The organism is Synechococcus sp. A15-28, from assembly GCF_014280175.1.
Classification (GTDB): Bacteria; Cyanobacteriota; Cyanobacteriia; order PCC-6307; family Cyanobiaceae; genus Parasynechococcus.
Genome location: NZ_CP047931.1, coordinates 702,386 through 727,859, shown reverse-complemented (window position 1 = coordinate 727,859; position 25,474 = coordinate 702,386). Strand labels below are relative to the sequence as shown.

Below are 25,474 nucleotides of genomic sequence, written 5' to 3'. Positions count from 1 at the left end.
CTCAGCGGCGACGCAGACTTGGGGAGGGCATGGGTTGCCCCTGAGGACGCAGGCGTCCCAGAACCTGATCCAACGAGCTGCGAAGTTGCAGATTGCGCGGAGCGGTCTGGCGACGCCACATGCTGCGGCCCATCAGCAGCTGCTCCTCACCGCGACGCCAACCTTCACAGCTGAGCAGTTCGGCCATCGGCGCATCATCCAGAGCCGTGCTCAGCCCGGCGACGCAGGTCTGCGGTTGAAGCCGGCGCAACACCTGAGGGAGGGCCTGATCAAGGCGGGGGTCCCAGGCCACATCGCGGATGAATTCGAGAATTTGGGCATCCACACCAACGCCGAGGCGCAGGCAACCGGCGAGCACGGAATCACCTGCCACAAGGACGCCACACCCTGGCCCGCGGCGATCGAGCAGATCCAGCCAATGGCGATCGGTGATCTGCCGCAGATGGCTGAAACAGCCCCCCTGTTCAATCGGCCAGAGTCGCTGGGCATTGCGACGGTTGATCGGCTGCCAGGTCAGCCCCTGGGGCAGGGATTCCACTGGCGCTGGTGGTGTGGCCGGAGGGTGCCAGACCTGAAACGGACGCAGGGGCTGGAACCCAAGTTCCCGCAACAGGGCGATGGCATCGGCGTCGCCTGCGGGGCGACGGATCACCCAGCTGCCGACCTGACGATCGCCCTGGTGAAGCACGGTCTGCAGAAGAGTGCGCTGCACGGTTCTGAGCCCATGCACGCTCTCACGAATCAATTGCTGCGGTCGATGCAGGGTCCAGCAGCTGCCGCGACGGTTGATGGGCTGAACCACTACAGCGGCCAGAGGACCGTCGGCATCCAACGCGATGAAGCATCGGGGCGAGCGACTCGGCAGCAGATCGGGAAAGCGCTGCTCAATCCGGGCCAGCCAGTCGCCCAGCAGCACCGTCTGAAGCTGCGGAAACCAGGCCAGATGCGCGGGACTTAGGGACTCAACCCTCAGAGGCTCCAGGGGTTGTGCTGTCATTCCTCCCCCCAGTCGCAACCACGTTCAATGTAGTGCTCAAGCGCGACCGGAACGCACGAGAACCAGAGGCGTGCGCTGGTTGGCGTTACCAGCGGGGTTGGGCTTCAGGGCCCGCATCAACAAGGCGTCATCACAGCCGGCACTGGACGCCAACACCTTGACCCGACCGAGGTCGTTGACGTCGACGATGGCTACGGCAACACCAAGGGCCTCAGAGGCCTCCTCGCAGAAGGACGCAGAGCGTTCCGGTCCCAGCACGATGGTCTGGTCATAGGGGGGAGTGGTCCCTGTGATGTCATCGATCAGGCGGGCCTGGTCCCCGGCGAGGCGATAGAAACCACCCGGTATGCCCACCAGTTTCATCAGCAGACCACCCAGCCAGGCTGCAAGCACCCGGGTGGGACCCACGACATCGATCAGGGTCTGCATGCCGCAGGCTGTCGCCAGGCTGCTGGTGGGGTGAAACACCCGGCAGGCGAGCCTGGCCACCAAGCCGGGTTCCACCTCACTGGGGTGCTGGTAGCGACCTTGAATCACGGCCAAGGGCGTCTCGCCGATCGTGAGCACATCGCCGGATTGCAGCAGAGGCGCGGCGTAACGCCGCATCACGTCGATCGGCTGATCCAGGGGACCAAGCAGGTGGGTCTTCAAGGGCAGAACGCTGCAGTCATCTCCCGACTGCCACGGGGCCTGATCCGCTCTTAGGGGCTCCGGGGAGCGCAGCGGCACTGGCACCCCCTGGCGGCGTGCCAGGCGTCCGAACGGGCCATAGTTGATCCAATGCACATCAGCCCAGAGCGTGTCGACCTGATCCAGGGATGCGCCACCACTTATCTCAATCGTCACCCGGGCCCGTGTGGTCTTCCGGCCCTTGACGATGTAAGCGGCCCAGTACCCGTCGGCACGGGTCTCCTCATCGGGATGATCGGCTTGAATTCGTGTCGTGACGGTGAGGCCGGACAGGTCAGCCTTGCCCAGCAGCGTGGGCTCCACCCGCAGTTCCGGCACGAACACCTCCATGCGCGGGTGGGGGTTGCTGATCTCAAGAACACCATCCACCCGCAGCACCCCCCCAAGGGAGGTCACCGTCCAATCCCTGGCTGTGAGGCGCAGAGGGGATGCGGGCCGCAGTCGATGGCGGGCTTCCAACCAGGCCACACCCGCTCCGAGGGCCAGGGGGGCGATCAGCAGCGACACAGCGGTGAACCAGCTGGGCGGCAGCGTAAGTCGATCAGCCGGTGGTGACCTCGATATTCACCTCGTTGAAGCTGCCCTCCTGATCGATCGTCGGCAGATCAGGGGCCGGCAATCCTGTGGCACGGCTGATCGCCTCATTGATCGCGACCAGGGAAACCTGTCCGTCCTGATCGAAAACCACCTCACCCTGCGGGTCGATCACCACAACCTGCGGGATCTGCCCCCGCCAGTACGTGGCGGGATCAGCGGCACCGGTTGGCTGGCGTCCTTGCAGCGGGTCGATCGTCAGGGGCAGCAGATCGATCCCCCGGCCCCAGAGACGCTGCAGCTCGGACACCACCGGAGCGAAGCGTTTGCTGACAGCACTGTCGTCGAGGTAGTAAACGATGACGGCTGTGCGCTGCTCCGCCAGGGTTTCCTCAAGGGTGTTGGCCGGAGGCACCAGGGAACCATTGCCGGCATAGAGGGCGTAGATGTTGCCGTCGTAGTTGTCGTCGTTAAGGACGGCCTGAGCGGGTGACACCAACATCAGAAGCGCAAGAACGCAACTGAGCAGACGAGGCAACAGACAACCCATCAGGCCGGTTCGGGGAGGCCCATTGTGGCCTCAGCCGCGCCCCAGGCTGCGCCCCATCCCCTGAGCGATCCCACGACCGACCAGACCGATCGCCCTTCCCAGCACCTGGGTGAGCAGCACCACAGCCAGATCCCCAAGGCGTCGCAGCAGAGACTGCACCTGGGGAGCCAGCGCGTCCCGGGTCTCCAGCAGCAGTGCAACCTGGCGCTGCCACCAACCCAGGCTGTTGAGCTCCTGATCGCGGGGCTCCATCAGTTGCAGAGGTTCAATTCGTCCACCGCGCAGTTGAAACAAGGTGCGCTGGCTCTCATACAACTGAATCGGTCGCTCAATCCATTCGGACCAGCGCAACTGGTTGTTCAGCTGGTTGCGCAGGCGATCCAGTTCCCGGGTCGCCAGCAGGCGATCCCCCAGCAGGTATTGGCGCAGTTCCGGCCACTCGCCGCAGGCCTCCAGCAGCTCAGCCCCGATCAACTCAGCGGTGCGCACCAGCCAGTTGCTCACCAGGGTTTCCAGTTGCAGCAGAGCCCTTGGATCATCAGCGGGCAGGAGCTGTCCCTTCACCAGCACCGGCTGGTCCGCCAGCAAGGGCATCAGCATCGCGGCAGGGTCGGGCAGCTCGTCATCGTCCCCCTCAAGGTCGGCGGAGGCCAGCAGCGTGGACGCCACCGGCTGCAGAGCACCGTCCCTGGGAATCTGGACGTAATGACCGGCCATCGACGACAGGGCCTGACGCCTTAATTCAGGCTGGAGCGACGACCAGCTGGCAGGGGCTGGATCCTCGTGGCGCAGCCGCCCCAGCACCTGATCCAACTGCTGGAGCAGAGCCAGCAGCAGCTCACGGCGACGATCGGGTTGCAGCCCCTCAATCGCCAGGAGACGTCCGGTGGCATTGCTGAGGCCGCTCTGGACGGAACCATCCAACCGCTCACGGATGGAGTTCCATACGGCTACAGCATTGCGCTGACGCAGGGTGATCGCGGTTGACTCCCCAATCGAAGGGGAAGACTCCGTCTGACGCAGGGGAACGGCATCCTCCAGCCCCACCTGCAGGGGGCCCCACAACCACAGCAGCAGGGAGCGGGCGCTGCGCAGTTCACGGCATCGTCCTTCCAGCAGCAGACACAGCAGCCACGACTGCGGGGGGGGATTCAGCATGGCTTCGATCACCTGCAGGTCGTTGCTGATCTGCTGCAGCCCGCTGAGCAACAGCGACTGGGCCAGCCCAAGCGGAGGCGGCTCGGACGGAGAGGCTGCTGTCTGAAGTTGAACCGTCCGTCCCCCCTGGAGCAGGGTGTCGATGGCCAGCTGCAACTGGGAGCAATCACTGTTCTGAAGCAGTCCTTCAGCGGTCAGGGTCAGCAACTGATCGCGGCTGGCGGAGATGGTCACCGGCAACAACAGCAGCAGCGGTGCCGGCTTCCAGCGTTCCTGCAGCTGCATCACCTCCCGTTGCAGGGCGCTGAGCGATGCAACCTTGTCGATGGACCAGATCACGATCTGAGGATGGCCCTTGAGCTCATCCGGTCGAAGCAGAACCTGCCAGTCGGACTGCCGACTCGTGAGCTGCAGGGCCAGCGATTCCCCGAGCAGGTCCGATGCCATCAGCAGAATCCGTACCGGAGCTAGGGGAGCCAAACGGTTCAGGACGAGTTCTCGTCAAGGTAACGAGCTTGGGCCTATCGCTCCAGTGGGCGTCGGCCGTTGAGCTGCAAGGTGTAGGACTCGATCCGGAAACCTGTACGCCGTTGAATCTGGTCCAGTAAATCCTTCGGCAATTCCACATCGATGTCCTCAATCGCTCCGGTATCCAGACAGGTGAGATGGCTGTGGGGATCACTGCGGTAGCCATAAAGCCGACCGCTGGCACGATCCAGGCACTCGATCACGCCTGCAGACTGCAAAGCCTCCAGGTTCTGATAAACCGAGGTATGACCGATGCTCCGTCCACGGGCGTTGAGCTTTTCAAAAATGTCCCGGGCACTGAGGTGACTTTTCTCCGTCCAGAGCAGATCCAGCACCATCCGTCGCTGACGACTCAGCCGCATGCCCAACTGCCGGCAGCGCTCAAACACCCCCTGCAGCCCGTCACCAGGCCGAGCAACTGCTGATCCAGGAGACGTGAGCCTGATGACACATACGCAATTTATAAAGTCAGTTTAAGACGACTGATCAAGCCAGGTCTGCTGCAACAGCTGTGACGTCCTGCAACCGTGGCTCCGCCAGGGCCCGAACTGCTTCCGCGAGGTCAATGCGACCGTCGTAAAGAGCGCGACCGACGATCACACCACAAACGCCGAGTGACTCCAGGGGAAGCAGTGCCAGCAGATCCGCCATGCAACCGATGCCACCGGAGGCGATCACCGGAACACTGCTGCTTGCCGCCATCTCCCTGAGAGCCTCAAGATTCGGCCCAGCCAGGGTGCCATCAGTCGCGATATCCGTGGTGATGATCGCGGCAATTCCAGCGCTGCTGAACGTTTTGGCCAGATCCGTCGCCAGCACATCGCTTTGCTCGATCCAGCCCCGGGTGGCGACCCGCCCGTCCTTGGCATCGATGCCCACCACGATGCGGCCTGGATGTCGAGCAGCCAGATCCTGGACCAGTTCTGGCTGCTCAATCGCCACGGTGCCGAGGATCACACGATCAAGACCACAGGCAAGCAACTGCTCGGCCCGTTCCAGCGAACGAACGCCTCCACCGAGCTGCACCGGGATATCAAGAGCCGCCGTGATCGCCTGGACGGCCGCGTCATTCACCGGCTCTCCCCGCTTGGCACCATCAAGATCCACCAGATGCAGACGGGTTGCCCCCTGTTGCTGCCAGCTGAGGGCCTGGGCCACAGGATCATTGCTGAAACGGGTGACCTGGTCGTAATCCCCCTGGTGCAGGCGAACGCAGGTCCCATCCAGCAGATCAATAGCGGGGAGGATCTCCATGCCGATGAGACATCTGAGCCCATCCTGCAGCTCCACGCTTCAATGGCTGCGCTTTTGCTTGTATGGCTGTGAAGATCCTGGTGATGGGGGGGACCCGTTTCGTCGGCAAGCCCTTGGTGGCCAGGCTTCAGGCTCAGGGCCATGCCCTCACCCTGTTCACGCGGGGCCGCAACGCTGTCCCTGAGGGCGTTGAACATCTCTGTGGAGACCGCAGCAGCAGCGAAGGTCTGAGCCCCCTGGAAGGACGCCGCTTCGATGTGATTGTCGACAGCTCCGGGCGCAAGCTTGAGGACAGCAGGCGTGTGGTGGAGATCACAGGTGTCCCCAGCCACCGGTTCGTTTACGTGAGTTCCGCCGGCGTCTACGCCGGCTCTGCACTGTGGCCCCTGGATGAAACCGCTGCCACCGATCCAAACAGCCGCCACGCCGGCAAGGCGGACACCGAGGCCTGGTTGCGCTCCGAAGGCATCCCCTTCACCAGCTTCCGCCCCACTTACATCTACGGGCCTGGGAACTACAACCCCGTCGAACGCTGGTTCTTTGATCGGATCACCCACGACCGCCCGGTGCCGCTGCCGGGGGACGGCAGCACGATCACCCAGCTCGGCCATGTGGACGATCTGGCCGAAGCCATGGCGCGCTGCATCGATGTTGAAGCCGCTGCCAACCGCATCTACAACTGCTCCGGCAAGCAGGGCATCACCTTCCGAGGCTTGATCCGGGCAGCAGCGGTTGCCTGCGGCAAAGAGCCGGACGCCGTGGAGTTGCGCCCCTTCGATCCATCCGGACTCGATCCAAAAGCCCGCAAGGCCTTCCCCCTGCGACTAAATCACTTCCTCACCGACATCACACGGGTGCAGCGTGAACTGGCCTGGGAACCCCGGTTTGATCTCGCCAAGGGGCTGGCGGACAGCTTCCAGAATGACTACGCCATCGCCCCGTCGGCGCAGCCGGATTTCAGCGCTGATGCGGCCTTGATCGGGGCTTGATGTAGCCAACGGCTGACCTGAGGGCCAACAGCAACGACGGCCAGAACAACCACCACCCGACAACCACAAGCTGCTGGTGTCCGCTCCAGGCGGGGGGCCAGAGCAACAACAGCAGCGCCAGGAACTGCAGGACGGTCTTGGCCTTCCCGGTCAACGATGCCGGCCCGCCATCCCCCGCCTGGGCACGCCAACCCGAAATCAGCAGTTCCCGGGCCAGCAACAGCCAGACAGCCCAGAGAGGCAGGGTTTCCGTGGAAGCCAGCCAGAGCAGGGGAGCTGCGATCAGCACCTTGTCTGTGAGTGGATCCAGCCTTGCCCCCCAGCTGCTGCCGCCGCCAGCGCGACGGGCCAGCCAGCCATCAGCGGCATCGCTGAGGCCAGCCATCAGCAGCAGCCACCAAGCCAAGGGAAGCCAGCCAACCTGCAGCGCCAGGATCAAGGGCAAGCCGGCAACGGCGCGAGCGATGGTGAGGCCATTGGCCAGAGAGCGCAGGGGCAACGACAACGCGCAGAATGAAGTCAGCTGACTTCAAATCATGGTCCTGCAGCTGACGGTGGCTGATGTGATGACCCAGCCAGTGTTGAGCGTCACCCCGGACACTCCTCTGCAGCAGGCCGTTCAACTGATCAGTGATCACCACATCAGCGGACTGCCGGTGGTTGATGACACAGGTGCCCTGATCGGAGAGCTGAGCGAGCAGGACCTGATGGTGCGTGAGAGCGGTGTTGATGCCGGCCCGTACGTGATGCTGCTGGACAGCGTGATTTACCTGCGCAATCCCCTCAACTGGGACAAGCAGGTGCACCAGGTGCTGGGCACCACGGTGAAAGAGCTGATGCGGAAGGACGCCCACACCTGCAGTCTTGACCTTGGTTTGCCCAGGGCGGCCTCCCTGCTGCACGACCGGGGCACCCAACGGTTGTTTGTCCTCGACAGTGATGCGAAGCCCGTGGGTGTGATCACCCGGGGAGACGTGGTGCGTGCCCTCGCCTCCCACCAGGGGGGCTGATCGCCACCGAAAGTTTCAATCAATCACTGGAAGTGGTTGTATGGATACATCTGGTAGGTCCGGTGGAGGTGGGGCGTTTTCAGGCAGCGCTGGAAGTTCAGGGGAAGCAGCAGCCTCTCGGTCGCCATCACTCTGGCCTGGCATCTGATCCAGCAAAAGCGGAGGTGGTAGGTCTGGAGGAAGGGGAACCGAGGGCTCGAACAACCGTGAAGTTCCATCGTCCAAAGTACCTTCAAGCGGACTCACTTCCTGCAGTTTGGGCAGCATTCTGATCACCGGCTCCTGAAGCACCAAAGGATCAGCGGTTATCGGCGGCTCACGCAGAGGAGCGCGAAGTTTCACCGCGGGTGTAACGCGATCCAGTTCATCCGGCAGGAGCTGTGTTTCCACCAGACTGGACGGCTGGGGATTGGAAGGAGCCCAGATCATCCGAGCAAGGGGTTCGACACCTTTTTCCATCACACGATTAAGACCGGCCAAGGCTCGATCGGCCAGGTGGTTCCCAAAGGCCTGCAGACAATCCATCGCTCCAGCACAGGACTCATCCCCGGCGAGCCTGGGGGTGAAGTTGTCGATCAGATCACCACGAAGCGGGGTCTGACGGGAACTGAGCCGCAGCATGTAGGGGACATGGACAAAACTCGTCGCTCCACCGCTGATCCAGTTGGCATCCTCCTCTGTGAACCCTTTGACGCCGGGAATGATGAAGCGACTCTTGGAGGCATGGTCCGGCATGTAAGCCGCCAGATACCCCCGACGTCTGGCCAGATCCTTGCTCTGCTCGAGGGTGAGGCCATCCCGGCTCATCAGCACCTCGAGATGGCCGTCCTCGCGCAGGCCCATCACCATGCGAATCCTGGGCAGGTAATAGCGGATGCGCTGGCCCATGCTGATGCTGTAAGCCCCCTTGTAGCTCTCCGGGGGTTCCTCGAGGTCGTTGTAGAGGCTGTGCAGCCCACCGATGAAGGTGTCGTAGGTGCGGGTATGTGCGTCGGTCAGCTCGCCGTAGCTGAAATCAACGGCGCCGCTGTGGCGAATGCCGATGAAGGCCCGTTGGCGTGATGCCGTGCGGTTGCGCCCTTTCCAAACGCGGGAGCCGAACTTCAGATCACCCAAGGGGACCGTTATCTCTCGACCACCGTTATCAACGTGCCGCTCGTACATCGGCCCGGACACGTAGGCCAGAGCAGCGAAGTCCTCGAAGGCATCCTGCTCGCGGTCCCAGCCCTCCAACAGTCCGAAACGAACACGCCTTGGGTCGAAATCCAGGGCATACACCTCATCGTCTGGGATGTATCGAAACGGTTCGCCATCCCGGCGGGATTCCGTTTCGAGAACAGTGTCCTCAGCAATCTGTCCCTGCTGCGGGGTATCGGGGGCCAAGGCAATCAACCCACCCAACACCACAAAAGGTGAGATCAGAGCCAACCACCGCTTCCGCAGACGAATTCTTTTCCGTCGCTGGCCGCCCTTGGTCTCGTCCTTCATGCGGACCGTCGACCCTGGTTTTGGAGGGGTGGTTCGAACCAAGGAAGGATGGCTCCGTCGGCCACTAGCCATTGCTGGTAACGGTCGCCGCAGTCATGGCCTCCCGTCAACTGCCCGAAGGCTGGAATGACCAATCGGGGAGCCTCGGGATCAAAGGCAAAGCAGGGGAGACGCAGGCGATCCGCCCGGCCGCGCAGGCGGATCATCGGATGCAGATGACCGCAGACGTTGAGCAGATCAGCAGCGGGCTGCGTTTCTGGAGCATGGCTTAACCAAAGTTGGCCAACGCCCTGGGAGGGAAGCTGCGGCAGGCCTTCGATCCAGCAGTGGCGGTCGTGGTTGCCGCCGATCAGCAGCACCTCACAACCACAGAGATCCGGCAGCGAACGCAGGGTCTCTCGCAGCTCTGGCGTCAGCCCTTCACGGGCATGAATCAGATCGCCGAGAACGATGAGCTGTTCAGGAGACCAGGCATGGCAGAGCTGAAGCAGCGGATTCAATGTTCCCCGGTCGCCATCAGTCGGCAAGGGAATGCCATGGGCCTGGAAGACCTCGGCCTTGCCGAGGTGCAGATCCGCCACCATCAACTGACGCCCTTGCTCCCTCCAGAGAGCACGTTCACCCAGAAACCGCAGGGACTCGCTGCGCCAGACCCACTCCTGCCACTTCATCCGCGGGACTCAGCCATGTTTTGTAGCCCTGACTGCATCGCAGGTGCCTGTTCGTGCATCACTGTGATGTTCCTCTGGCCATGCATTGTGGCGCGACCGATGCGTCCAAACCAGCTTCCGGTTGAGACTCTGCGCTGGCTTGAGCGCAGGCTCGCTTCGCTCGAACACCAAGGGCGTTACGAGTGTGCATACGCCTTGAGAATGGAAGTCGCCGAGTGGCTGCTGGGGGCCATGGATGCAAACCTGGCGGTCCCTGCTGCTACCTGACCCACCAATGACCATTGCCCTCCTGATCGCTCTGGCAGGTTCCCTTGTCGCAATGTCCGTGATCGTGAAGCGTCTCGACCAGCGGTGAAACACTCAACCGTCGCCAGGAGAAGGGGAGCAGCTGTTGCCGTCGGTCTGCTGCTGGGTCTGCAACAGGCTGTTCCACCGTTGATGGCGCGCACGCTCAAGGTGGGCGTCAGCGGCAATGCCCCCTTTGTGATCCAGAAGGACGGGGGCAGCAGCGGCATCAGCCTGGATATCTGGAGAAGGATCGCTGAAGATAACAACCTCTCCTATCGACTGATCAAGCAAGCAACCCCGCGGCAGGGAATTCTTGCTCTGAACAAAGGGGAAATTGATCTTCTTGTGGGACCCATCAGCATCACGGCAGAACGGCTCAATGGGCAAAGAGCCGCTGTTCTGGAGGGAACGAGCGGAGAAGAGCTGGCTGAGGAGCAGAACATGCGAATTGCTCCCTCACAGACACTCGGGGATGCCATCGAGACGGTGCTGACGAACAGAGCGGATGCGGTGATCTTCGATCGGCCGGCAATCCGCTATCACCTCAAGAACAACCCGGAACTGGCAGTGCAACTGGCTCCGTTCACCCTGGCCGAACAGACCTATGGCTTCGCCTTCAGAACGGGCGATCCATTGAGGACACCGCTGAACATCTCCATCCTCAAGCTGCAGCGCAGTGGAGCGATGGAAGACGTCTCCAAACGACTGCTCGATTAGTGCAGCGGGCGGTGGCGGCGCAAAGCCTCCTCCACCAGATAAGCGGCCAGATTGCCGCAACTGCGGCCTTCCTCCAGGGCATGGCGCTTCAGTTCATCCATGACACCGCGAGGCAAGGTGACGTTGATGCGCTCTGAGCTGGATGCATCAGCCACGGCAGCACTGCTGGGCGCCGGAGCCTGTCCTTCAAGACGTTGTTGCAACTCCTGAACCAGATCCTGAAGTATTGGCACGATAAATCAACCAAATCTTAACGATATTAGCACCATGTCCCACCAAGCCTGATCTGTCTGGCACCCGTGCCATCCCACGTAATGTGGCCCCACGTTTCACCGATGCCATGCGCCCCCTGCCGCTGAAGCTTGCTCCAGGCAGCGATCTGCGCACCAGCCTGGAAGATCTCGGCAGAACGCAAGGTCTCCAGGGATTTGTTTTGGGAGTGGTCGGCAACCTCAGCCGTGCGGCCTTTCAGTGTCCTGGGCAGCCAGAGGCCACCGTCCTGGTGGGCGACCTCGAGGTGATCACTCTGAATGGCACGATCGGGCCTGAAGGCGTTCACCTCCATCTCAGTCTTTCCGATGGGGCTTGCCAGGTGTGGGGCGGCCATCTCGAACCCGGAACACTTGTGCAGAAAGGCGTAGACGTGCTGATCGGGGTGCTGGATCAAGTCCCGATCCAGGCTGAATCCCCCACAGCAGCACCCATCCCAAGGCTTGAAATCGCTGTACTGCCGGGATGCCCATGGTGCAGCCGCGCACTCCGCTTACTGCGCACCCTGGCATTGCCCCACACGGTGATCACCGTCAACAACGACGAGGACTTCGCGGCTTGCCAGAGCCGCAGCGGCATGCGCACCTTCCCTCAGGTGTTCATCGACGGAACCGCGATCGGCGGCTACGACGACCTCACAGCCCTGCATGCCGCCGGTGAGCTCGAAACCCTCCGCTGACCAGCCTCCGTTCTGGTCTCTCAAGCCCTGGTGGTGCCAGCCCTGGTCGATCATCAGCACAGGCTCTGCAGTGATCGGCTTGTCCTGGTGGTGGCCAGGACGGTTTTGGATCAGCCTCCCCCTCGCTGTTGCCGTGGCGGCCTGGTGGCTGCTGTTTCTGGTAATCGTGCCTGCCGCCCACCGCTCCGGAGACCTCCAGCCGTGACCAACAACTCGCCAACCAAGGTGCAACTGAAGCGGGTGGATCAATCCCTCTTCGATGAAGTATCGAGGGTGGCTCGGCAGCATCCACGACTGCGCAAGAACCACAACCTTCACCAGGAAAGCGATCTGGTGCAGCGATTTCTGAACGTGCTCCAACCGGGCACCTATGTGCGGCCCCACCGGCATATTCGCGATCAACCCGGAACCGGGTTCGAATGCTTTCTGGTGCTGCAGGGTGCCATCGGCCTGTTGGTCATGGACGACAACGGCACGATCCTTCAACAGGAGCGACTCGAGGCGACAGGGCCTCTGAGGGGCATCGAACTTGCTGAAAACCAGTTCCACACCCTGGTGGCCCTGGCGCCCAATTCAGTGATGTTTGAACTGAAGCAGGGGCCCTACCAACCCACGGAGGACAAGGACTTCCTCAGGGGCTTCCCCTCCGAGGGATGCGACGAAGCCCGCCTTCAGGAACAGCGCTGGCGTGATCGCTTCGGTTAGACCGCCGCGGTTCGGGATTCTTCTCGGGAGCGCTGCTTCTCCTCAAGTAGCTCCCGTTCGAGCTGATCGATCAAACGGCTGACCAGCTGCTGAAATTCGGGCTGGCAGCCGCGGAATGCCGCCTTGTGACGAATCGGCTCGTTGCGCATCCGCAGATCCGTGAGCATCAGTTGTAGGGAGTCGATTCTGGCGTTGGTGTTCATGTCCAACCATGCTTCGCGAGAAGACTATGACGCGCTAGCGCGCCGGCGACTGAACACGATTGGTGTATCCCCTGACACGAGATGAGGTTGCTAGCGCAACATCGCTGATGCGATGTTTTTTGCAAGTTGAGGTGGTATCAACATCTTTGAAGATGTCCTTCAGTCCGGTTCCCGGTAGCCGCGTAGCGGAATCCAACTACCTCGACATCAGTACCGAGAGTTTTTCCTTCAAGCTCAGCTACCCCGGCACCGGCAAGAGCAAGGTTCCCAACCGTTTCAGTGATCCCAACTACCCCGACGATCAGCTGATCGCCGGCGGCCTGTCTGGTCTCTGGTACGACGCCGGACTCGACCGGTACTTCACCGTTTCGGATGTAGGCCCTCAGGCCCAGGACATCCCCGAAGACGAGGGCTTCGCCTTTGAAGGCGAAAAGGTGTTCAACGACCCTGATTTCAGACTGCAGGTCTCTGAACTTCGCCAGGGCAAGAAAGGCAAAGTCAAGGTCACCGGTGCTGTGACCCTCAATGTTCCCGATGAGCAGGGTGGCTTCCGTCCAGCCACCGGCATCGGCCAGATGTACCGGATTGATGAAGCCACCGGTGAGGTCTCAGGCCTGGATTCAGCCGCGTTCACCCCAGACGGCAATGGTGGTTACGACCCCGTGCCCGCGGACGCCTTTGGCATGGATCCCGAGGCAGTGCTGCGCCTGAGCATCGATGGACTCAACAACGGCAACGCCGTATTCGCCATCTCTGATGAATACCGCCCTCAGGTGTCCGTCCATGACGCCGAAACGGGAAATCTGATCCATCGGATTGTGCCCAAGGGCAGCCGTTACAAGGGCTACGGCTACGAGGAAGGTCGTGGCGAGGTGAAGGAATTCACCAAGAAAACTCTGCCCGGGGTTTACCTGGAGCGCCGTGGCAGCCGCGGTTTCGAAGCCCTGGCCTACAACAGCAACAACGGCCTGCTGTATGCCTTCATCCAAACACCGATGGATGTGAATGGCGAGCGCAAAGGGTCTACTGTGCGACGCATCATCGCCATGGATCCGATCACCGGGGAGGCGAAACACGAATACATCTATCGCCAATCCGGCCCTACAAATCAAGACAAGATCGGCGATGCGGTCTATGACGCCGACCGCAACGTTTTCTATGTGATCGATCGCGACAACGTTGCGGATGAAACCGCCAACAAGGCGGTGATCGAGATGGACCTGACCCGGGCCACTGACGTACTCGGCTTCAACTAGGAATCCATCCTCGGAGAGGGTGTCTACGCCCCCGAGATGCTTGATACTCCGGAAGAGGTGGGTGAAGCCCTGCGCTCACCCCTGATGAACGGCATCATCTCCGAGGTGCACCAGACCACCCTGTTCAACCTGGCGGAGCAGGGCATCAACACCCTGTTCGACAAGCCCGAAGGATTGGCTCTCAAGCCAGATGGAACTTTAGTTGTCGGCTTCGACAACGACTTCCAACGGGTCGATGGCCGCCCCGACAACATGCTGGCGGTGGTGACCGACCGCTTCGGCGACCTGAAAGCGAGCTCCGCCGAATTCGTCCTCAACTACCCCGGCACCAACAGGCCAGAACTTCCCTCATCTTTAGAGGATCCCAATCAGCCGGATGTACAGATCATCGCCGGCGGCCTCTCCGGGCTCACCTACGACACCGGCCTGAAGCGTTATTTCACCATCTCCGATGTGGGCCCCCAGGTTATTGATATCCCAGAGGGCCAAGGCTTTGCCTTCGAGGGAGAGAAGATCTTCAGCGACCCTGATTTCAAGCTTCAGGTCACCGAACTGAAGTACAAGATCAAGTCCGGTAAGGCCTCAGTCAAAGACACCACCACCCTGCGGGTTCCTGACGGCGAAGGCGGCTTCCGTGATGCCACCGGCATCGCTCAGATGTACACCATCAACGAAGAGACCGGTGAGATCAGCGGCCTCGATTCCAGCAACGCCGCCTTCACCACCGATGGCAACGGCGGATACGTCCCTGTGGCACCGGATGCGTTTGGCCTGGATCCCGAATCGATCCAGCGCATCAGCATTGATGGGCTGAACGACGGCAACCCAATTTTCGCCGTCTCCGATGAATACCGTCCCCAGGTCGCTCTGTTCGACGCCGAGAGTGGTGAACTGATCCATCGGATCGTGCCGGAAGGCAGCGATTACAGCGCGATCAGCTACGAGCCCGGCCGGGGCGATGTAGCCGAGTTCACCAAAGCCACTCTGCCGGAGGTGTACCTGGAGCGTCGCGGCAGCCGCGGCTTTGAAGCCCTGGCCTACAACAGCGACGACGGCCTGCTTTATGCGTTCATCCAGACCCCGATGAGCGTCGGCGGTGATAGCAGCAGCTCCACAGTGCGGCGGATCCTGGCCATGGATCCGGTCACCGGAGAGCCCCAGCACGAATACATGTTCAGCCAGATCGGCCCCAGCAACCAGGACAAGATCGGCGATGCCGTCTACGACCCGGAGCGCGGCGCCTTCCTGGTGATCGATCGCGACAACGGCGACACCGTGGCGGCCAACAAGTCCATCCTGCGCATGGACCTGAGCGAGGCGACGGACACCCTGGGCTATGACTGGGAAGCTCTTCTGGGGGATGGGGTCTACGCCCCTGAACTGCTGGAGAGCCCTGCTGCCGTTGCTGAGGCCTTTGCCGAAGGCGACGTTGTGGAAGTGGATCAGGTGGAGCTGCTCAATCTGCCTTCCCTGCCCGGTGTCGACCCCCGCTTCGACAAGCCCGAAGGTCTGGCCCTCAAGCCTGACGGCACCCTGGTGGTCGGTTTCGACAACGACTTCGCAAGGGTGGACGGCCGCCCCGACAACCTGCTGACAGCGATCAACCTCTGATTGAGATCACAGGCCCAGCTCTTGCAACAGCTGGCGCTGGGCCTGACGACCAACAATCCCATGGGCCGCCAGGGCACCACTGGCGGCCACCGGCGGAATACCAATCCCCGGGAAGGTGCTGGCACCACAAAGCCAGAGCCCATCAAGAGGCGTGGTCACCCCGGGGAAGAGCCCCTCAGCCGCCGAAAGGGCAGGGCCGTAGCTGCCGCGATGCACATTGAGGAAATGACCATGGGTCCGCGGCGTCCCCTCCATCACCACGTGGCACCGGTCACGGATATCCGGGATGCGTCGTTCGAGCACACGCCAGAACACAGAGCAGCGCTCCATTTTCAACGCCTGGTAGGCCTCGCTTCCCCGTGGTAGATCCGCCCACAGCGACCAGGGTTCACTGGCGGGCGTGTAGCCATGCAGCACATGCTGACCCGCCGGAGCCATCGCGGGGTCCAACACCGATGGAACCGACAACACCACGGCATTGCGTTCCGCTGCAATCCCCCGCTGCCAGTCGTCCACCCAGACTGTGTGGATCGGCAGGTCGTCCAAGCCACTGGCATCAAAACCGAGATGCAGATGCAGGAAGCCGTTGCAGGCTGGCGTCTCAGCCCGATCCCGTTGCCAAGCGGCGGCGACGTCCTGGGGCAGAAGATTCAGGGTGTTCCAGATGTCGGCATTGCAGACGACCTGATCGGCGTGAATCATTTCGCCATTGCTGAGCTGAACGCCAACTGCCGTGGAGCCATCCATCAGGATTCGCTCGACCCTGGCTGCCGTTCGCAGCTCACCGCCATGACGCTGCAGGCCCTGCACCAGGGCATTCACAACCGCGGCGCTGCCCCCCACCGGATAGTCGAGGCATGCTTCCGGCTCGAACCATTCCCCGAACAACGTCGCCATCGCCGCTGCATTGGTGTCCCCCATCGGCATGCCGCTGATCAGGAAACAGAGCAGATCCACCCAATGACGCAGGAAATCATTCTTGAGATGACGATCAACCAGTGGGCCGAAAGCGCCGGAGAGATGCCGCATCGCCGGGAGGTGTTTCAGCAACCGCGGTCCACGTTCGAGCAACTGCGGCATCGCATCCAGCCCCGGGCGCAGCGCCAGTAGAGGCAAAGCATTGGCGGCGGCAGCGATCGGACGCAACACCTCGCCAAAGCGTCGCCATTCCTCAACGGCAGCGGCACCGCGCAGGTCACGAACGACATCTTCAAAGCCGGCCGAACCCACTGGAATCCTCAGATCACCTTCCGGCAACACCACATCCCAACTTCGGTAGGGGATCACGTCGAGGGGCTGATCCAGAGCCCGCAGGATCTGAGCCAGAGGGTTGCTGCTCGGCCAACGCGCCAACCCACTCCACAACGATGGGCCTGATTCGAAGTGATAGCCCTGACGCAGAAATCCATGGGCCGCTCCACCGGGCTGCGTGTGGGCTTCCAGAACCGACACCTCTCGTCCAGCTCGGGCGCAAAGGGCAGCGCAGCAGAGACCGCCGATGCCACTGCCGATCACCACCACATCGACCCTGTCCTTCACCCAACTAAGCCCTAAGGAGCCATCATTGTGATTCCCGTATGCCGGAGATGGTTGTCCGCTGGCTGATTCCCTTGCTGTTGCTGGGCCTGGCCTGGGGGCAGGAAGTCATCGATCAACTTCTGCTTGCTGGTCAATGGAATCTGCCGATGGGGCCTGGCCTTCCGTTATGGAGGGTCTTGAGTGCACCATTCAGCCACTCAGGCTTTGGCCATCTGATCTCCAACACGTTGGTGTTTCTGCCCCTGAGCTGGCTCGTGCTGACACGAGGCAGCCGTGACTACATCGCCGTATGGATTGGAGTTCTGTTGGTTGATGTTCCGATAGCTCTGCTGTGGCCAGCAGCGGGACATGGTCTTTCCGGTGTGGTGTATGGATTGCTCGGATATCTCTTGCTGATCGGACTCTTTGAGAAAAGGATCGTGCCGATTCTTCTTGGAGGATTCACGTTCTGGTTGTACGGCTCAGCCCTTTTGGCATTGATCCCAGGAGTATCACCCGCCGGCGTCAGCTGGATCGGCCATGCCGGCGGATTTGTTGGAGGTGTTCTTGCGGCCTACGCCATTCATAGGGATGCCGATCATTCAGCTCAGATCAAGGGAAGCTGATCTGTAGGGTCCATGGCGATTCGGTAATAAGCACTGAAGTCATTCCCAACAGGATCGCTGGTGACTGGTTCCATCACCGCCTCCTGGACAGGCTCAAGGGGTTGAATGGACTTCTGCCCTTTGATGGAAAATGAGCCGATCATGGAGGGATGCGATGTGCAGAAATAGAAGAGCTCACCACTTTGCTTGAATTCCTTCCGGTCAGATTTACGGACACGGAATTTCAAGACGTCAGATCCGGTGATGCCATCCGTTTCCCCTCCATCACCTTTGACTTTCAAAGAATCAGACGCTGAACTGTTGTAACCAGAATCACTGATGTAAAAAGGATGCGTTTCGGCGCCATCTAGCCGATGGAAGTGGAATTTCTTTTTCACTTTGATCTTGAAATTCTCGATCTCATCTCCATCGGAATCGAAAAACCGGTAGTAAGGGGCATCAAAAGAGCCAGCACCTACAAACACATCAACTGGCTTCCGACGCCTCTGCGCTGGACTCCCCTTGGCAAGGGTTTGAGCGGGAGCTCCAATCACAACATCGAAGCTGTCGACATCAACAGATCCATCAACAAATGAGATTGCTTCGAAAGTTATTTCAGCCAGCTCAGAGGCCTCATCAGAAGCCTTGATCTTAATTTGCTGCTTTTTGGTGACACGAACTTCGACCAGCGATTCGTCAGAGCTTTCAACATTCAGAAGAAAAGGCTGTTTTTTTGTCTTGAGCTTTTCAGCTGAGGCAACAATCAGAAAGTCCTCGGGAGTGATGACTGCTGTGCCATCATCAACTTCCTCAAGTTGCCAAAGAGGCAATTGCGAAAAAGCTCCTCCAAAATTATAAATATTCGCCGACGAGAGTTGATCAATAATTTCCATCCCCTGCCCTAATACTTTTCCAAAGACAGTAAAACCTTCATTTTGCTCGTCAAGAGGAAAGTTATCGACAAGATTCACAAACCACTGGCTCGTGGCGCTATCCGGATCACCCGCCTGTTTCGCCATGGCGATGGTGCCCCGGAGGTTAGAATTACCAGGTTGATTCTTAATCATTTTGAATGGAGTGATTCGCTCAGGAGGGCCACCTTCATTCGTGGGAAGATCAGGCGCTAAGAAACCCCCTCCTTGAAGAACGAAGCCAGGAACAGATCGATGGAATATTGAATTATCATACAAATCTCTTTTCACATATTTAAGAAAGTTTTTGACCGTTTTCTTGGTCACGACCTCCACAGAACCGCTTTTATTGAACATCTCCAACTAAATGGAGGAGTCACCAAGTTTGTTATTGGTGACCAGCTCAACAACTGTGCTAACCACATCGGAGGAACCAAACCCCTTGGGAAGTTTCACCTTGGCTTTATCGCTATTGCCAAGGGAAAGGTCGCTGAAACCGGAGGCCATTGTTGGAGTGCCGAGAAGCTGAATTTAACCGGGATCAATACTGAGGTATGGCTCAAGGAAGGCCAACGGCATTGCCATGTCGGCAGCAAAACCCAGCAGGTGTGTGTCCCGCCACTCATAGAGCAGAAAGCCGTCTTCATCGATCAGAAACGTCCCTCCCCGCTGGGAGATGTGATCATCGGTGGGCACATAGGTGCGCCAATGGCCAAGCACTTCGCCCATGTTTCGCAGCCTCTTCGTCGCGAGTTCGAAGGGCCGTTGGAATCCCCGTCCACCGGCTCGAGCAAACATGGCTGCAGAAAAAGCCGGCAAAGGCCAGGCCTTCACCTCCTCGTCATCGGCAAAGATCTGCGGAGCCGAGCGATCACCGGTGTAACCGCGCAACACCTCCTGCAACGTCCCCGGGGAGCCGATGCCAGCACACATCAGCAAAAATCCTGGCCAGGGGCCGCCGGGAGCCTTCAGCCCTGGGTACAGCCCAAGATCTTTATGCAGGCCCGGATGGGGATCAACCTCAAGGCATTGCTGCGGAAATCCGGTGAACCCACAGAAGCGCTCAGCACTTCCTTGATCTCCGATGGCGAATGCCAGGAGATCGATGCGCGCCGCTTCAAGTTCAGCCAAGCGGGGCACCAACGCTTGGGCGTATTCCATCGAATCGAAATCGCCCAGCTGTCCCATCACGATGACGAGCTGTCGCCACCCTGAACGCGCTGGGGGCAGACGCTCCAGCAACGGTTGGAGAGCCCCGTCTTGAGCCTGTGTGCTGTGGCGCGTCATGCTGGTGAAGTGTGCCGTGGTTGCGAGGTGACCAGTGTCTGCCAGAACTGTGGGAGCCGCCGTTTCAGGGCGGACCGTGCTCTGGCCGGTCGTCTGATCTGTCAATCCTGCGGCCTAGCCGCAGGAAGCCGACCGAGTCGGAGTCGACGACGCCAGCGTCGGAGCATCCAAACTCCTCAACTTGCTCGCCAGCCGCTGATCTGGATTCTTCTGCTGGTCGGTGTTGCCGTCGCCGTGGTGGTGCTCACGTCCTGAGCATGGCCACCACCTCAGCTGTATTCGCTGACAAGTCAGCCGCCGCCAGGCCGTCGATGGCCTGGCGCATGGCCGACTGACGCTCCGGACCGTAACTGCTCCAGCGGCTGAACACTTTGGCCATCCGCGAGGCTGTGATGGGGTTGCGGGCATCCACGGCAGCGATCTGATCGGCCATGAAGCGATAGCCACTGCCATCGATCGCATGAAACACCGGAACGTTGGCGGTGAATCCCCCCAGCACTGCCCGAAGAGAGTTGGGTGCCAGTGGATCGAAACGGGGATGCTCCAGCAGGTCCTTGACCCGCTGCAGGCCGTCCTGTCGCGGAGCGGACGCTTCAAGGGAAAACCAGGCATCGAGAATCACCGGCTTGTCCTGCCAGCGTTGATAGAAACGCTCCAGCGCCTGATCCCGTTCGCCAACCTCCAGGGGCTGTAATGCCCGCAAAGCGGCCCGTGCCAGCGTCATCGACGGTCCTGACACCGCCTCGAGCGCTTGTTGTCGGGCTTCAGCGTCACCCGCGGCGGCCAGCCAAGCCCAGGCGAGCCCCGTGAGCGAGCGCGCGCCCTGTCCCTCGGGCCAGGCCTGCCCCCAATCCCCGCGACATCTTTCAAGAAGTCGGTGCAACGGATCGGAAAGATGGCGCCCCAGGTCCGCGATCCACTCCAGTCTCGCCGCGTAGAGGGCCAGAGGATCCACCGGGTTCTGCAGGGCCTCCAGTTCGGCGGTGCCTGGCAGGGCCAGAAGAATGGCGAGGTCCTGGCCACCCGACCCTCCGTAGGCGGACAGGCGTTGGCGCAAGGCCGAAATCAAAGCCGTTTCGACCGTCGCATCAGGTTGATCGGCGGCGCGGGCTAGCAACACCTGTCGTGCCAGCCGCTGCCCGGCATCCCATCGACTGAAGGGGTCATCATCGTGGGCGAGCAGCTGCAGCGATTCCTGCAACGGCTGTTCCAGCTGCACGTTCACCGGTGCCGAGAAGCGGCGTAGAAGCGAAAGAGCCGGTGCCTCAGGTCCGGGCTCAGCTTGAAGCGTGAAGCTGGCCTTCTCAGCGTTCATCACCAAGAGTTGTTCATCGCCAATGCGACCCTGCTCACCCACCAGCGCCACGGCGATCGGCAGCACAAGCGGCTGCTTCTCAGCCTGGCCGGGGGTTGGCGGCGTGCTCTGTTGAAGCTCGAGTGTTAACTGTCCCTTTTCGGTGTCCCACCGTCGCTGAACCTTCAGCTCGGGAGTCCCAGCCTGGTGATACCAACGCTTGAACTGCTCCGGGTCAAATCCAAGCGGTTCACCGTTTTGAGCGGCGCCATCGACGATGGATTGCACGAAATCTTCTGTGGTGGCGGCCGTTCCGTCAAAACGACTGACATAGATCGCCATTCCTCGCATGAACCGCTCCTGCCCCAGCAGGGTGTGCAGCATGCGAATCAGTTCCGCGCCTTTCTCGTAGATGGTCGTTGTGTAGAAGTTGTCAATCGCCTGATATTCAGCTGGTTTTACCGGATGCGCCGTCGGCCCTGCATCTTCCCGGAACTGGGTGTTGCGCAGCATCGCCACATCCTCAATCCGCTTGACCGCTGCGGAATGAAGGTCGGCCGTGAAGCTTTGATCACGGAAGACGGTGAGACCTTCCTTCAGAGAGAGTTGAAACCAGTCACGGCAGGTGATCCGGTTGCCGCTCCAGTTGTGGAAGTATTCATGGGCAATCACACTTTCGATCCGCTCCAGCTCAGCATCCGTGGCCGTTTCGGCATCAGCCAGCACCAGCTTTGAATTAAAGATGTTGAGACTTTTGTTCTCCATCGCGCCCATATTGAAGTGGCGCACCGCAACGATGTTGTACTCATCGAGGTCGTACTCAAGCTGATACACCTGCTCATCCCATGCCATGGAACGCTTCAGGGACTCGATGGCATGGGCGGTGAAGGGCTCATCCCCCTCCTCCACGTGCAGGCGCAGTGTTACCGCGCGTCCGGATGCCGTCGTGAACTGATCGCGGATCTCGCGAAGATCTCCTGCGACGAGAGCGAATAGATAGGAGGGCTTGGGGAAAGGATCCTCCCAGGTAACGGCATGGCGTCCATCTGCCAGATCCTCTTTGGACACGGCATTGCCATTGCTGAGCAGCACAGGACAGCTGCTCCGATCCGCTTCGACGCGTACCGTCCAGCGACTGAGCACATCAGGGCGATCCGGATGAAACGTGATCCGCCGGAATCCCTCCGCCTCACATTGAGTGCTCAGCAGGCCACCACTGGCATACAGACCCTCAAGAGAGCTGTTGGAGTAGGGATCAATGCGGCAACAGGTCTCCAGAACAAAGAGCTTGTCCGGTGGAGCAGGGATCGTCAGCAGCTGATCGACGTAGCTGTAGGCATCACTGGCGAGATCCTCACCATCAAGCTTGAGGCTGCGGATTTCAAGATCTACCCCGCGGAGCTGGAGGCTCTCAGCACCAAGACGCGGCTCAAGCTCCAGCCGACTGGTTACGAACACATCGCTTGGGCTGATTTCCACATCCAACCGAATTTTTGGCATGACAAAGAGCCATGGCCTGTAATCCGACAGGCGGACGGGAATTGCTGAAACCATATTTTTCTAAGACAGTTGCAGAAGAATCTAGCTAGCGAACGAGTGGAATAGTATCAATAGAAATTACAGCCTTGAAAAGGCATTTTCAGATGCATATCATTGACCAATGATCGTATCGATACCGGATGATCAGAATTTACTTCTTTGAACGAGCTTTCAGCTCTGCAGCTGCCTTCTCAAACTTTTTCTGCTGATCGGCAGGAACTTGATCCTTGCAGACCTTCATAGCGCCCCCCACCAGCATGAAGGGTGACGTTTTGAAGAACTGCTCTTCCGTAAGGGGCTGACTGGAGCCAGGGACGACACCACCATGCTTCTGAAAAACAGCAGAAGCCTGACCAGCAAGCGCCACTGGAATCGATTTGTCGAAACTGATCCCTTGCCCCCTGGCCTCGCAGAAGGTGACAATCGAAATCGTCATGTATGTATTGATATCATTAGCAGTGGCAGGCTTCGTACCACCGGCTGCTGATTGCGCCAAAACCGGAGCTGAACCGAATAACAATGAATTAGCTAATAACGCGACCGAGAAAAAATATTTCCTCATGAAATTAGAGAATGTGCTTCATTTTAGCGACGAGGCTACTGTTCCAGCGCGCTGCAGTGATCGCTTTTTGAACTGGGACATCCTGTTGCGGTTTTCCTGCAAATCCAAGAGGTGATTGGACATGAGGAGGACTGGGCCAGGGCTGACTGGCCTGACTCAATCCTCCTTGATCAGGGGAAGTGGATCAGACACCCTGATTTCGTGATGGTGCTCAACGATCGCCAGCTCCCCGTTCTCCCAGCTGTAGATCGCGCGGTAGCGGTAGCGGTCCTGGTCCACAAGACGGATGTGCTCAAGGATGTCCCACTGCTGATAGTGGGACTCAAGAATCGTTTCGTGTTCATCCACCTGACGCAGACGAGTGCGCACGGGATCGGTGTTCAGATAACCGCGACTGCGCTGCAGTTGATGCCCCCAGAGTGTGGCTTCCATCACACCGCTGCGCTCATACCAAGGCTTGCGTGCGAAAAACTCATCTGAATGCTGGTTGCTTTCATCAGACCACCAGCTGAAGCGATAGCGGCTTTCACCAGCTGATGGCTCTGCGAAGGCTTCCATTTTCAAATGCATATCAACGTGCATCACCTGGTCATCGTTGAAGGTGTACTGCCTGCGGGAGCGCCAGATACCGAGGTTGCGACCAAACCACCGGCGCAGGTTGCTATCCACCTGGATGGAGGGTGAGCCTGAGTTGGACCCGGGAACCGCGAGCGGGACACGATTTTGCGCGGAAAAAAGCGACATGAACCGTGTCGGCGAGGCGTCGGTGTGCTCCTAGTTGTCTTAGCCCGGATGGCGCACGAGTCAAAAACCCATAAGGTGAGCCTCAGTTTTGTATGAATCCTGAGCCGTGGGGGAGGACGATCCCAAGGGTCGCCAGCGGCTGAAACTCCTGCTGGTGGCAGCACGCCATCACCTCTCCGGCCCAGACCTGAGATCCGTCGTTCACTACCTGGAGCGTGATGACGTCGGATTCCAGGTGACCCTGCAAGTGGCGGATCCATCGCAGCAGCCGGAACTGCTGGAGCTCCACAGGCTTGTGATCACACCGGCCCTGATCAAGCTGTCCCCTTCACCAAAGCAGGTCTTCGCCGGCAGCAACATTCTTCAGCAACTCAAGGGATGGGTGCCCCGCTGGCAACAGGACGGCGTGGTGAGCGGATTGGGGCTCAGCCTGAGGCCCACTGAGCTGGACGGCAGCCGCACCCAGAAGGAACTTCAACTCGAAGATCAGCTCCTGGTGCTGCGCCAGGAGAACGAGACCCTGATCGACAGGATCCACGCCCAGGAGCGGCTGCTGAGGATGGTGGCCCACGAATTAAGGACTCCGCTCACGGCAGCAGCCCTGGCCCTTCAGAGCCAGAGGCTGGGACAGATCGATATGAACCGCTTCCAGGACGTGATCACGCGGCGGCTTGAGGAGATGGAAGCCTTGTCCAAGGATCTGCTTGAAGTGGGCACCACGCGTTGGGAAACGCTGTTCAATCCCCAACGCCTGGATTTGGCCAGCGTGTCGGCGGAGGTGATCCTCGAACTGGAAAAACTCTGGCTGGGCCGGAACGTCGAGATCAGAACCGATATCCCTGGCGATCTCCCCAAGGTCTTCGCTGATCAGCGCCGCATGCGACAGGTGTTGCTGAATCTGTTGGAGAACGCTCTCAAGTACACCGGCAATGGAGGGCACATCACCCTCACCATGCTCCACCGCACCAGTCAGAGGGTTGAGGTGAGTGTCTGTGACAGCGGACCTGGCATCCCCACCGAAGAGCAGCAGCGGATCTTTCTGGATCGGGTTCGCCTGCCTCAGACCTCCGATCGCACCACAGGGTTCGGCGTGGGCTTATCCGTCTGTCGCCGCATCGTGGAAGTGCATGGGGGACGGATCTGGGTCGTCTCCGAGCCAGGAGAGGGTGCCTGCTTCACCTTCACTGTGCCGATCTGGCAAGGCCAGGGGCAGGAATGGGGGCAGGCTGTCTTGACGGAGGGAGAGCTCGAGCCGTAGTTTGTCTTGGTGATGAGGAGCACAGATGCCTCCTCGATCACGGCCTCGCCCCCATCGTCTAGAGGCCTAGGACACCTCCCTTTCACGGAGGCGACAGGGGTTCGAATCCCCTTGGGGGTATTGAAGGAATAAAGAACAGTTGGTGTTGTTCACCAACA

At 60.2% G+C, this 25,474-nt stretch carries 29 protein-coding genes and 1 tRNA gene; 12 read left to right on the top strand and 18 right to left on the bottom strand.

Going from position 1 to position 25,474, the window contains the following annotated elements; translation table 11 throughout:
- Position 1 precedes the first annotated feature (1 nt).
- The 6 genes from SynA1528_RS03810 to hisA form a co-directional block, all read right to left on the bottom strand.
- On the bottom strand, positions 2–997 hold the full coding sequence (locus SynA1528_RS03810) for a hypothetical protein (RefSeq protein WP_186587769.1): 996 nt from the start codon (positions 995–997) through the stop codon (positions 2–4).
- A gap of 36 nt (positions 998–1,033) precedes the next feature.
- Positions 1,034–2,194, bottom strand: a complete 1,161-nt coding sequence (locus SynA1528_RS03805; RefSeq protein WP_186587768.1) for a F420-0:Gamma-glutamyl ligase — start codon at positions 2,192–2,194, stop codon at positions 1,034–1,036.
- Positions 2,195–2,228: 34 nt separating this feature from the next.
- On the bottom strand, positions 2,229–2,771 hold the full coding sequence (locus tag SynA1528_RS03800; protein ID WP_186587767.1) for a thylakoid membrane photosystem I accumulation factor: 543 nt from the start codon (positions 2,769–2,771) through the stop codon (positions 2,229–2,231).
- Positions 2,772–2,801: 30 nt separating this feature from the next.
- The gene (locus SynA1528_RS03795) at positions 2,802–4,376 is read right to left on the bottom strand and encodes a DUF3685 domain-containing protein (RefSeq protein WP_186587766.1); all 1,575 of its coding nucleotides are present in this window, start codon (positions 4,374–4,376) and stop codon (positions 2,802–2,804) included.
- A 74-nt stretch (positions 4,377–4,450) separates the two neighbouring features.
- Positions 4,451–4,819 carry a Fur family transcriptional regulator gene (locus SynA1528_RS03790; RefSeq protein WP_286187941.1) on the bottom strand — a complete coding sequence of 123 codons (369 nt, stop codon included), beginning with the start codon at positions 4,817–4,819 and terminating at the stop codon, positions 4,451–4,453.
- Positions 4,820–4,943: 124 nt separating this feature from the next.
- Positions 4,944–5,711 carry a 1-(5-phosphoribosyl)-5-[(5-phosphoribosylamino)methylideneamino]imidazole-4-carboxamide isomerase gene (gene hisA / locus SynA1528_RS03785; protein ID WP_186587765.1) on the bottom strand — a complete coding sequence of 256 codons (768 nt, stop codon included), beginning with the start codon at positions 5,709–5,711 and terminating at the stop codon, positions 4,944–4,946.
- A 68-nt stretch (positions 5,712–5,779) separates the two neighbouring features.
- Here hisA and SynA1528_RS03780 point away from each other — a divergent pair, with 68 nt between their 5' ends.
- Positions 5,780–6,700: an NAD-dependent epimerase/dehydratase family protein gene (locus SynA1528_RS03780; RefSeq protein ID WP_286187940.1), complete on the top strand. Its 921-nt coding sequence runs from the start codon at positions 5,780–5,782 to the stop codon at positions 6,698–6,700.
- Here the strand turns inward: SynA1528_RS03780 and SynA1528_RS03775 are convergent.
- Positions 6,669–7,205, bottom strand: a complete 537-nt coding sequence (locus SynA1528_RS03775; protein ID WP_186587764.1) for a CDP-alcohol phosphatidyltransferase family protein — start codon at positions 7,203–7,205, stop codon at positions 6,669–6,671. The two genes, SynA1528_RS03780 and SynA1528_RS03775, sit on opposite strands and share 32 nt — an antisense overlap.
- A gap of 31 nt (positions 7,206–7,236) precedes the next feature.
- Between SynA1528_RS03775 and SynA1528_RS03770 the strand changes: the two genes are divergently transcribed.
- On the top strand, positions 7,237–7,710 hold the full coding sequence (locus tag SynA1528_RS03770; RefSeq protein WP_186587763.1) for a CBS domain-containing protein: 474 nt from the start codon (positions 7,237–7,239) through the stop codon (positions 7,708–7,710).
- A gap of 15 nt (positions 7,711–7,725) precedes the next feature.
- Here the strand turns inward: SynA1528_RS03770 and SynA1528_RS03765 are convergent, their stop codons facing one another.
- Together SynA1528_RS03765 and pdeM are read right to left on the bottom strand one after the other, a co-directional pair.
- A complete protein-coding gene (locus tag SynA1528_RS03765; protein ID WP_186587762.1) occupies positions 7,726–9,198 on the bottom strand; it encodes a hypothetical protein in 1,473 nt (490 codons plus the stop codon).
- Positions 9,195–9,869 (bottom strand): ligase-associated DNA damage response endonuclease PdeM, encoded by a 675-nt coding sequence (pdeM, locus tag SynA1528_RS03760; RefSeq protein ID WP_186587761.1) that lies wholly within the window; start codon positions 9,867–9,869, stop codon positions 9,195–9,197. The genes SynA1528_RS03765 and pdeM overlap by 4 nt, the downstream gene beginning before the upstream one ends.
- A 351-nt stretch (positions 9,870–10,220) precedes the next feature.
- Between pdeM and SynA1528_RS03755 the strand changes: the two genes are divergently transcribed.
- The gene (locus tag SynA1528_RS03755) at positions 10,221–10,874 is read left to right on the top strand and encodes a transporter substrate-binding domain-containing protein (protein ID WP_286187892.1); all 654 of its coding nucleotides are present in this window, start codon (positions 10,221–10,223) and stop codon (positions 10,872–10,874) included.
- On the opposite strand, the gene SynA1528_RS03750 is transcribed toward SynA1528_RS03755, so the two are convergent.
- Positions 10,871–11,107: a ribbon-helix-helix domain-containing protein gene (locus SynA1528_RS03750; protein WP_186587760.1), complete on the bottom strand. Its 237-nt coding sequence runs from the start codon at positions 11,105–11,107 to the stop codon at positions 10,871–10,873. The genes SynA1528_RS03755 and SynA1528_RS03750 overlap by 4 nt on opposite strands.
- A 107-nt stretch (positions 11,108–11,214) precedes the next feature.
- On the opposite strand from SynA1528_RS03750, the gene SynA1528_RS03745 reads away from it, so the two are divergent.
- Genes SynA1528_RS03745 through SynA1528_RS03735 form a run of 3 tightly spaced genes read left to right on the top strand, consistent with a single transcriptional unit; the run spans position 11,215 to position 12,528 of the window.
- Positions 11,215–11,823, top strand: a complete 609-nt coding sequence (locus tag SynA1528_RS03745) for a PCC domain-containing protein (RefSeq protein ID WP_186588259.1) — start codon at positions 11,215–11,217, stop codon at positions 11,821–11,823.
- Positions 11,792–12,028 (top strand): DUF6737 family protein, encoded by a 237-nt coding sequence (locus SynA1528_RS03740; protein WP_502707726.1) that lies wholly within the window; start codon positions 11,792–11,794, stop codon positions 12,026–12,028. Before SynA1528_RS03745 ends, SynA1528_RS03740 begins: the two co-directional genes overlap by 32 nt.
- A 35-nt stretch (positions 12,029–12,063) precedes the next feature.
- The gene (locus SynA1528_RS03735; protein ID WP_186588556.1) at positions 12,064–12,528 is read left to right on the top strand and encodes a WbuC family cupin fold metalloprotein; all 465 of its coding nucleotides are present in this window, start codon (positions 12,064–12,066) and stop codon (positions 12,526–12,528) included.
- Here the strand turns inward: SynA1528_RS03735 and SynA1528_RS03730 are convergent.
- Complete coding sequence (locus tag SynA1528_RS03730; RefSeq protein WP_186587758.1) at positions 12,525–12,731, bottom strand: hypothetical protein; 207 nt, start codon at positions 12,729–12,731, stop codon at positions 12,525–12,527. The genes SynA1528_RS03735 and SynA1528_RS03730 overlap by 4 nt on opposite strands.
- A gap of 152 nt (positions 12,732–12,883) precedes the next feature.
- Between SynA1528_RS03730 and SynA1528_RS03725 the strand changes: the two genes are divergently transcribed.
- Together SynA1528_RS03725 and SynA1528_RS03720 are read left to right on the top strand one after the other, a co-directional pair.
- The gene (locus SynA1528_RS03725; RefSeq protein WP_186587757.1) at positions 12,884–13,987 is read left to right on the top strand and encodes an esterase-like activity of phytase family protein; all 1,104 of its coding nucleotides are present in this window, start codon (positions 12,884–12,886) and stop codon (positions 13,985–13,987) included.
- Positions 13,988–14,023: 36 nt separating this feature from the next.
- Complete coding sequence (locus tag SynA1528_RS03720; RefSeq protein WP_186587756.1) at positions 14,024–15,598, top strand: esterase-like activity of phytase family protein; 1,575 nt, start codon at positions 14,024–14,026, stop codon at positions 15,596–15,598.
- A gap of 6 nt (positions 15,599–15,604) precedes the next feature.
- Here the strand turns inward: SynA1528_RS03720 and SynA1528_RS03715 are convergent, their stop codons facing one another.
- The gene (locus SynA1528_RS03715) at positions 15,605–17,137 is read right to left on the bottom strand and encodes a phytoene desaturase family protein (protein WP_186587755.1); all 1,533 of its coding nucleotides are present in this window, start codon (positions 17,135–17,137) and stop codon (positions 15,605–15,607) included.
- Between the two features lie 47 nt (positions 17,138–17,184).
- On the opposite strand from SynA1528_RS03715, the gene SynA1528_RS03710 reads away from it, so the two are divergent.
- Complete coding sequence (locus SynA1528_RS03710; protein WP_186588258.1) at positions 17,185–17,742, top strand: rhomboid family intramembrane serine protease; 558 nt, start codon at positions 17,185–17,187, stop codon at positions 17,740–17,742.
- Here SynA1528_RS03710 and SynA1528_RS03705 read toward each other — a convergent pair.
- Genes SynA1528_RS03705 through SynA1528_RS03695 form a run of 3 tightly spaced genes read right to left on the bottom strand, consistent with a single transcriptional unit; the run spans position 17,724 to position 19,919 of the window.
- Complete coding sequence (locus SynA1528_RS03705; RefSeq protein WP_222930192.1) at positions 17,724–18,989, bottom strand: peptidylprolyl isomerase; 1,266 nt, start codon at positions 18,987–18,989, stop codon at positions 17,724–17,726. The two genes, SynA1528_RS03710 and SynA1528_RS03705, sit on opposite strands and share 19 nt — an antisense overlap.
- 6 nt (positions 18,990–18,995) lie before the next feature.
- Entirely contained in the window at positions 18,996–19,139 is a 144-nt protein-coding gene (locus tag SynA1528_RS03700; RefSeq protein WP_186587753.1) for a hypothetical protein, read from the bottom strand.
- 24 nt (positions 19,140–19,163) lie between these two features.
- Entirely contained in the window at positions 19,164–19,919 is a 756-nt protein-coding gene (locus tag SynA1528_RS03695; protein WP_186587752.1) for a peroxiredoxin-like family protein, read from the bottom strand.
- On the opposite strand from SynA1528_RS03695, the gene SynA1528_RS03690 reads away from it, so the two are divergent.
- A complete protein-coding gene (locus tag SynA1528_RS03690) occupies positions 19,908–20,174 on the top strand; it encodes a hypothetical protein (RefSeq protein ID WP_186587751.1) in 267 nt (88 codons plus the stop codon). The genes SynA1528_RS03695 and SynA1528_RS03690 overlap by 12 nt on opposite strands.
- On the opposite strand, the gene pepN is transcribed toward SynA1528_RS03690, so the two are convergent.
- The 3 genes from pepN to SynA1528_RS03675 form a co-directional block, all read right to left on the bottom strand.
- On the bottom strand, positions 20,164–22,767 hold the full coding sequence (gene pepN, locus SynA1528_RS03685; protein WP_186587750.1) for an aminopeptidase N: 2,604 nt from the start codon (positions 22,765–22,767) through the stop codon (positions 20,164–20,166). The two genes, SynA1528_RS03690 and pepN, sit on opposite strands and share 11 nt — an antisense overlap.
- A 136-nt stretch (positions 22,768–22,903) precedes the next feature.
- Positions 22,904–23,314, bottom strand: coding sequence for a DUF8650 domain-containing protein (locus tag SynA1528_RS03680; RefSeq protein WP_186587749.1), 411 nt, complete (start codon positions 23,312–23,314; stop codon positions 22,904–22,906).
- 156 nt (positions 23,315–23,470) lie between these two features.
- Positions 23,471–24,058 carry a hypothetical protein gene (locus SynA1528_RS03675; RefSeq protein WP_186587748.1) on the bottom strand — a complete coding sequence of 196 codons (588 nt, stop codon included), beginning with the start codon at positions 24,056–24,058 and terminating at the stop codon, positions 23,471–23,473.
- A gap of 106 nt (positions 24,059–24,164) precedes the next feature.
- On the opposite strand from SynA1528_RS03675, the gene SynA1528_RS03670 reads away from it, so the two are divergent.
- Positions 24,165–25,316 carry a histidine kinase gene (locus SynA1528_RS03670; protein WP_186587747.1) on the top strand — a complete coding sequence of 384 codons (1,152 nt, stop codon included), beginning with the start codon at positions 24,165–24,167 and terminating at the stop codon, positions 25,314–25,316.
- A gap of 47 nt (positions 25,317–25,363) precedes the next feature.
- Positions 25,364–25,436 (top strand) — tRNA-Glu (locus tag SynA1528_RS03665).
- Positions 25,437–25,474 lie beyond the last annotated feature (38 nt).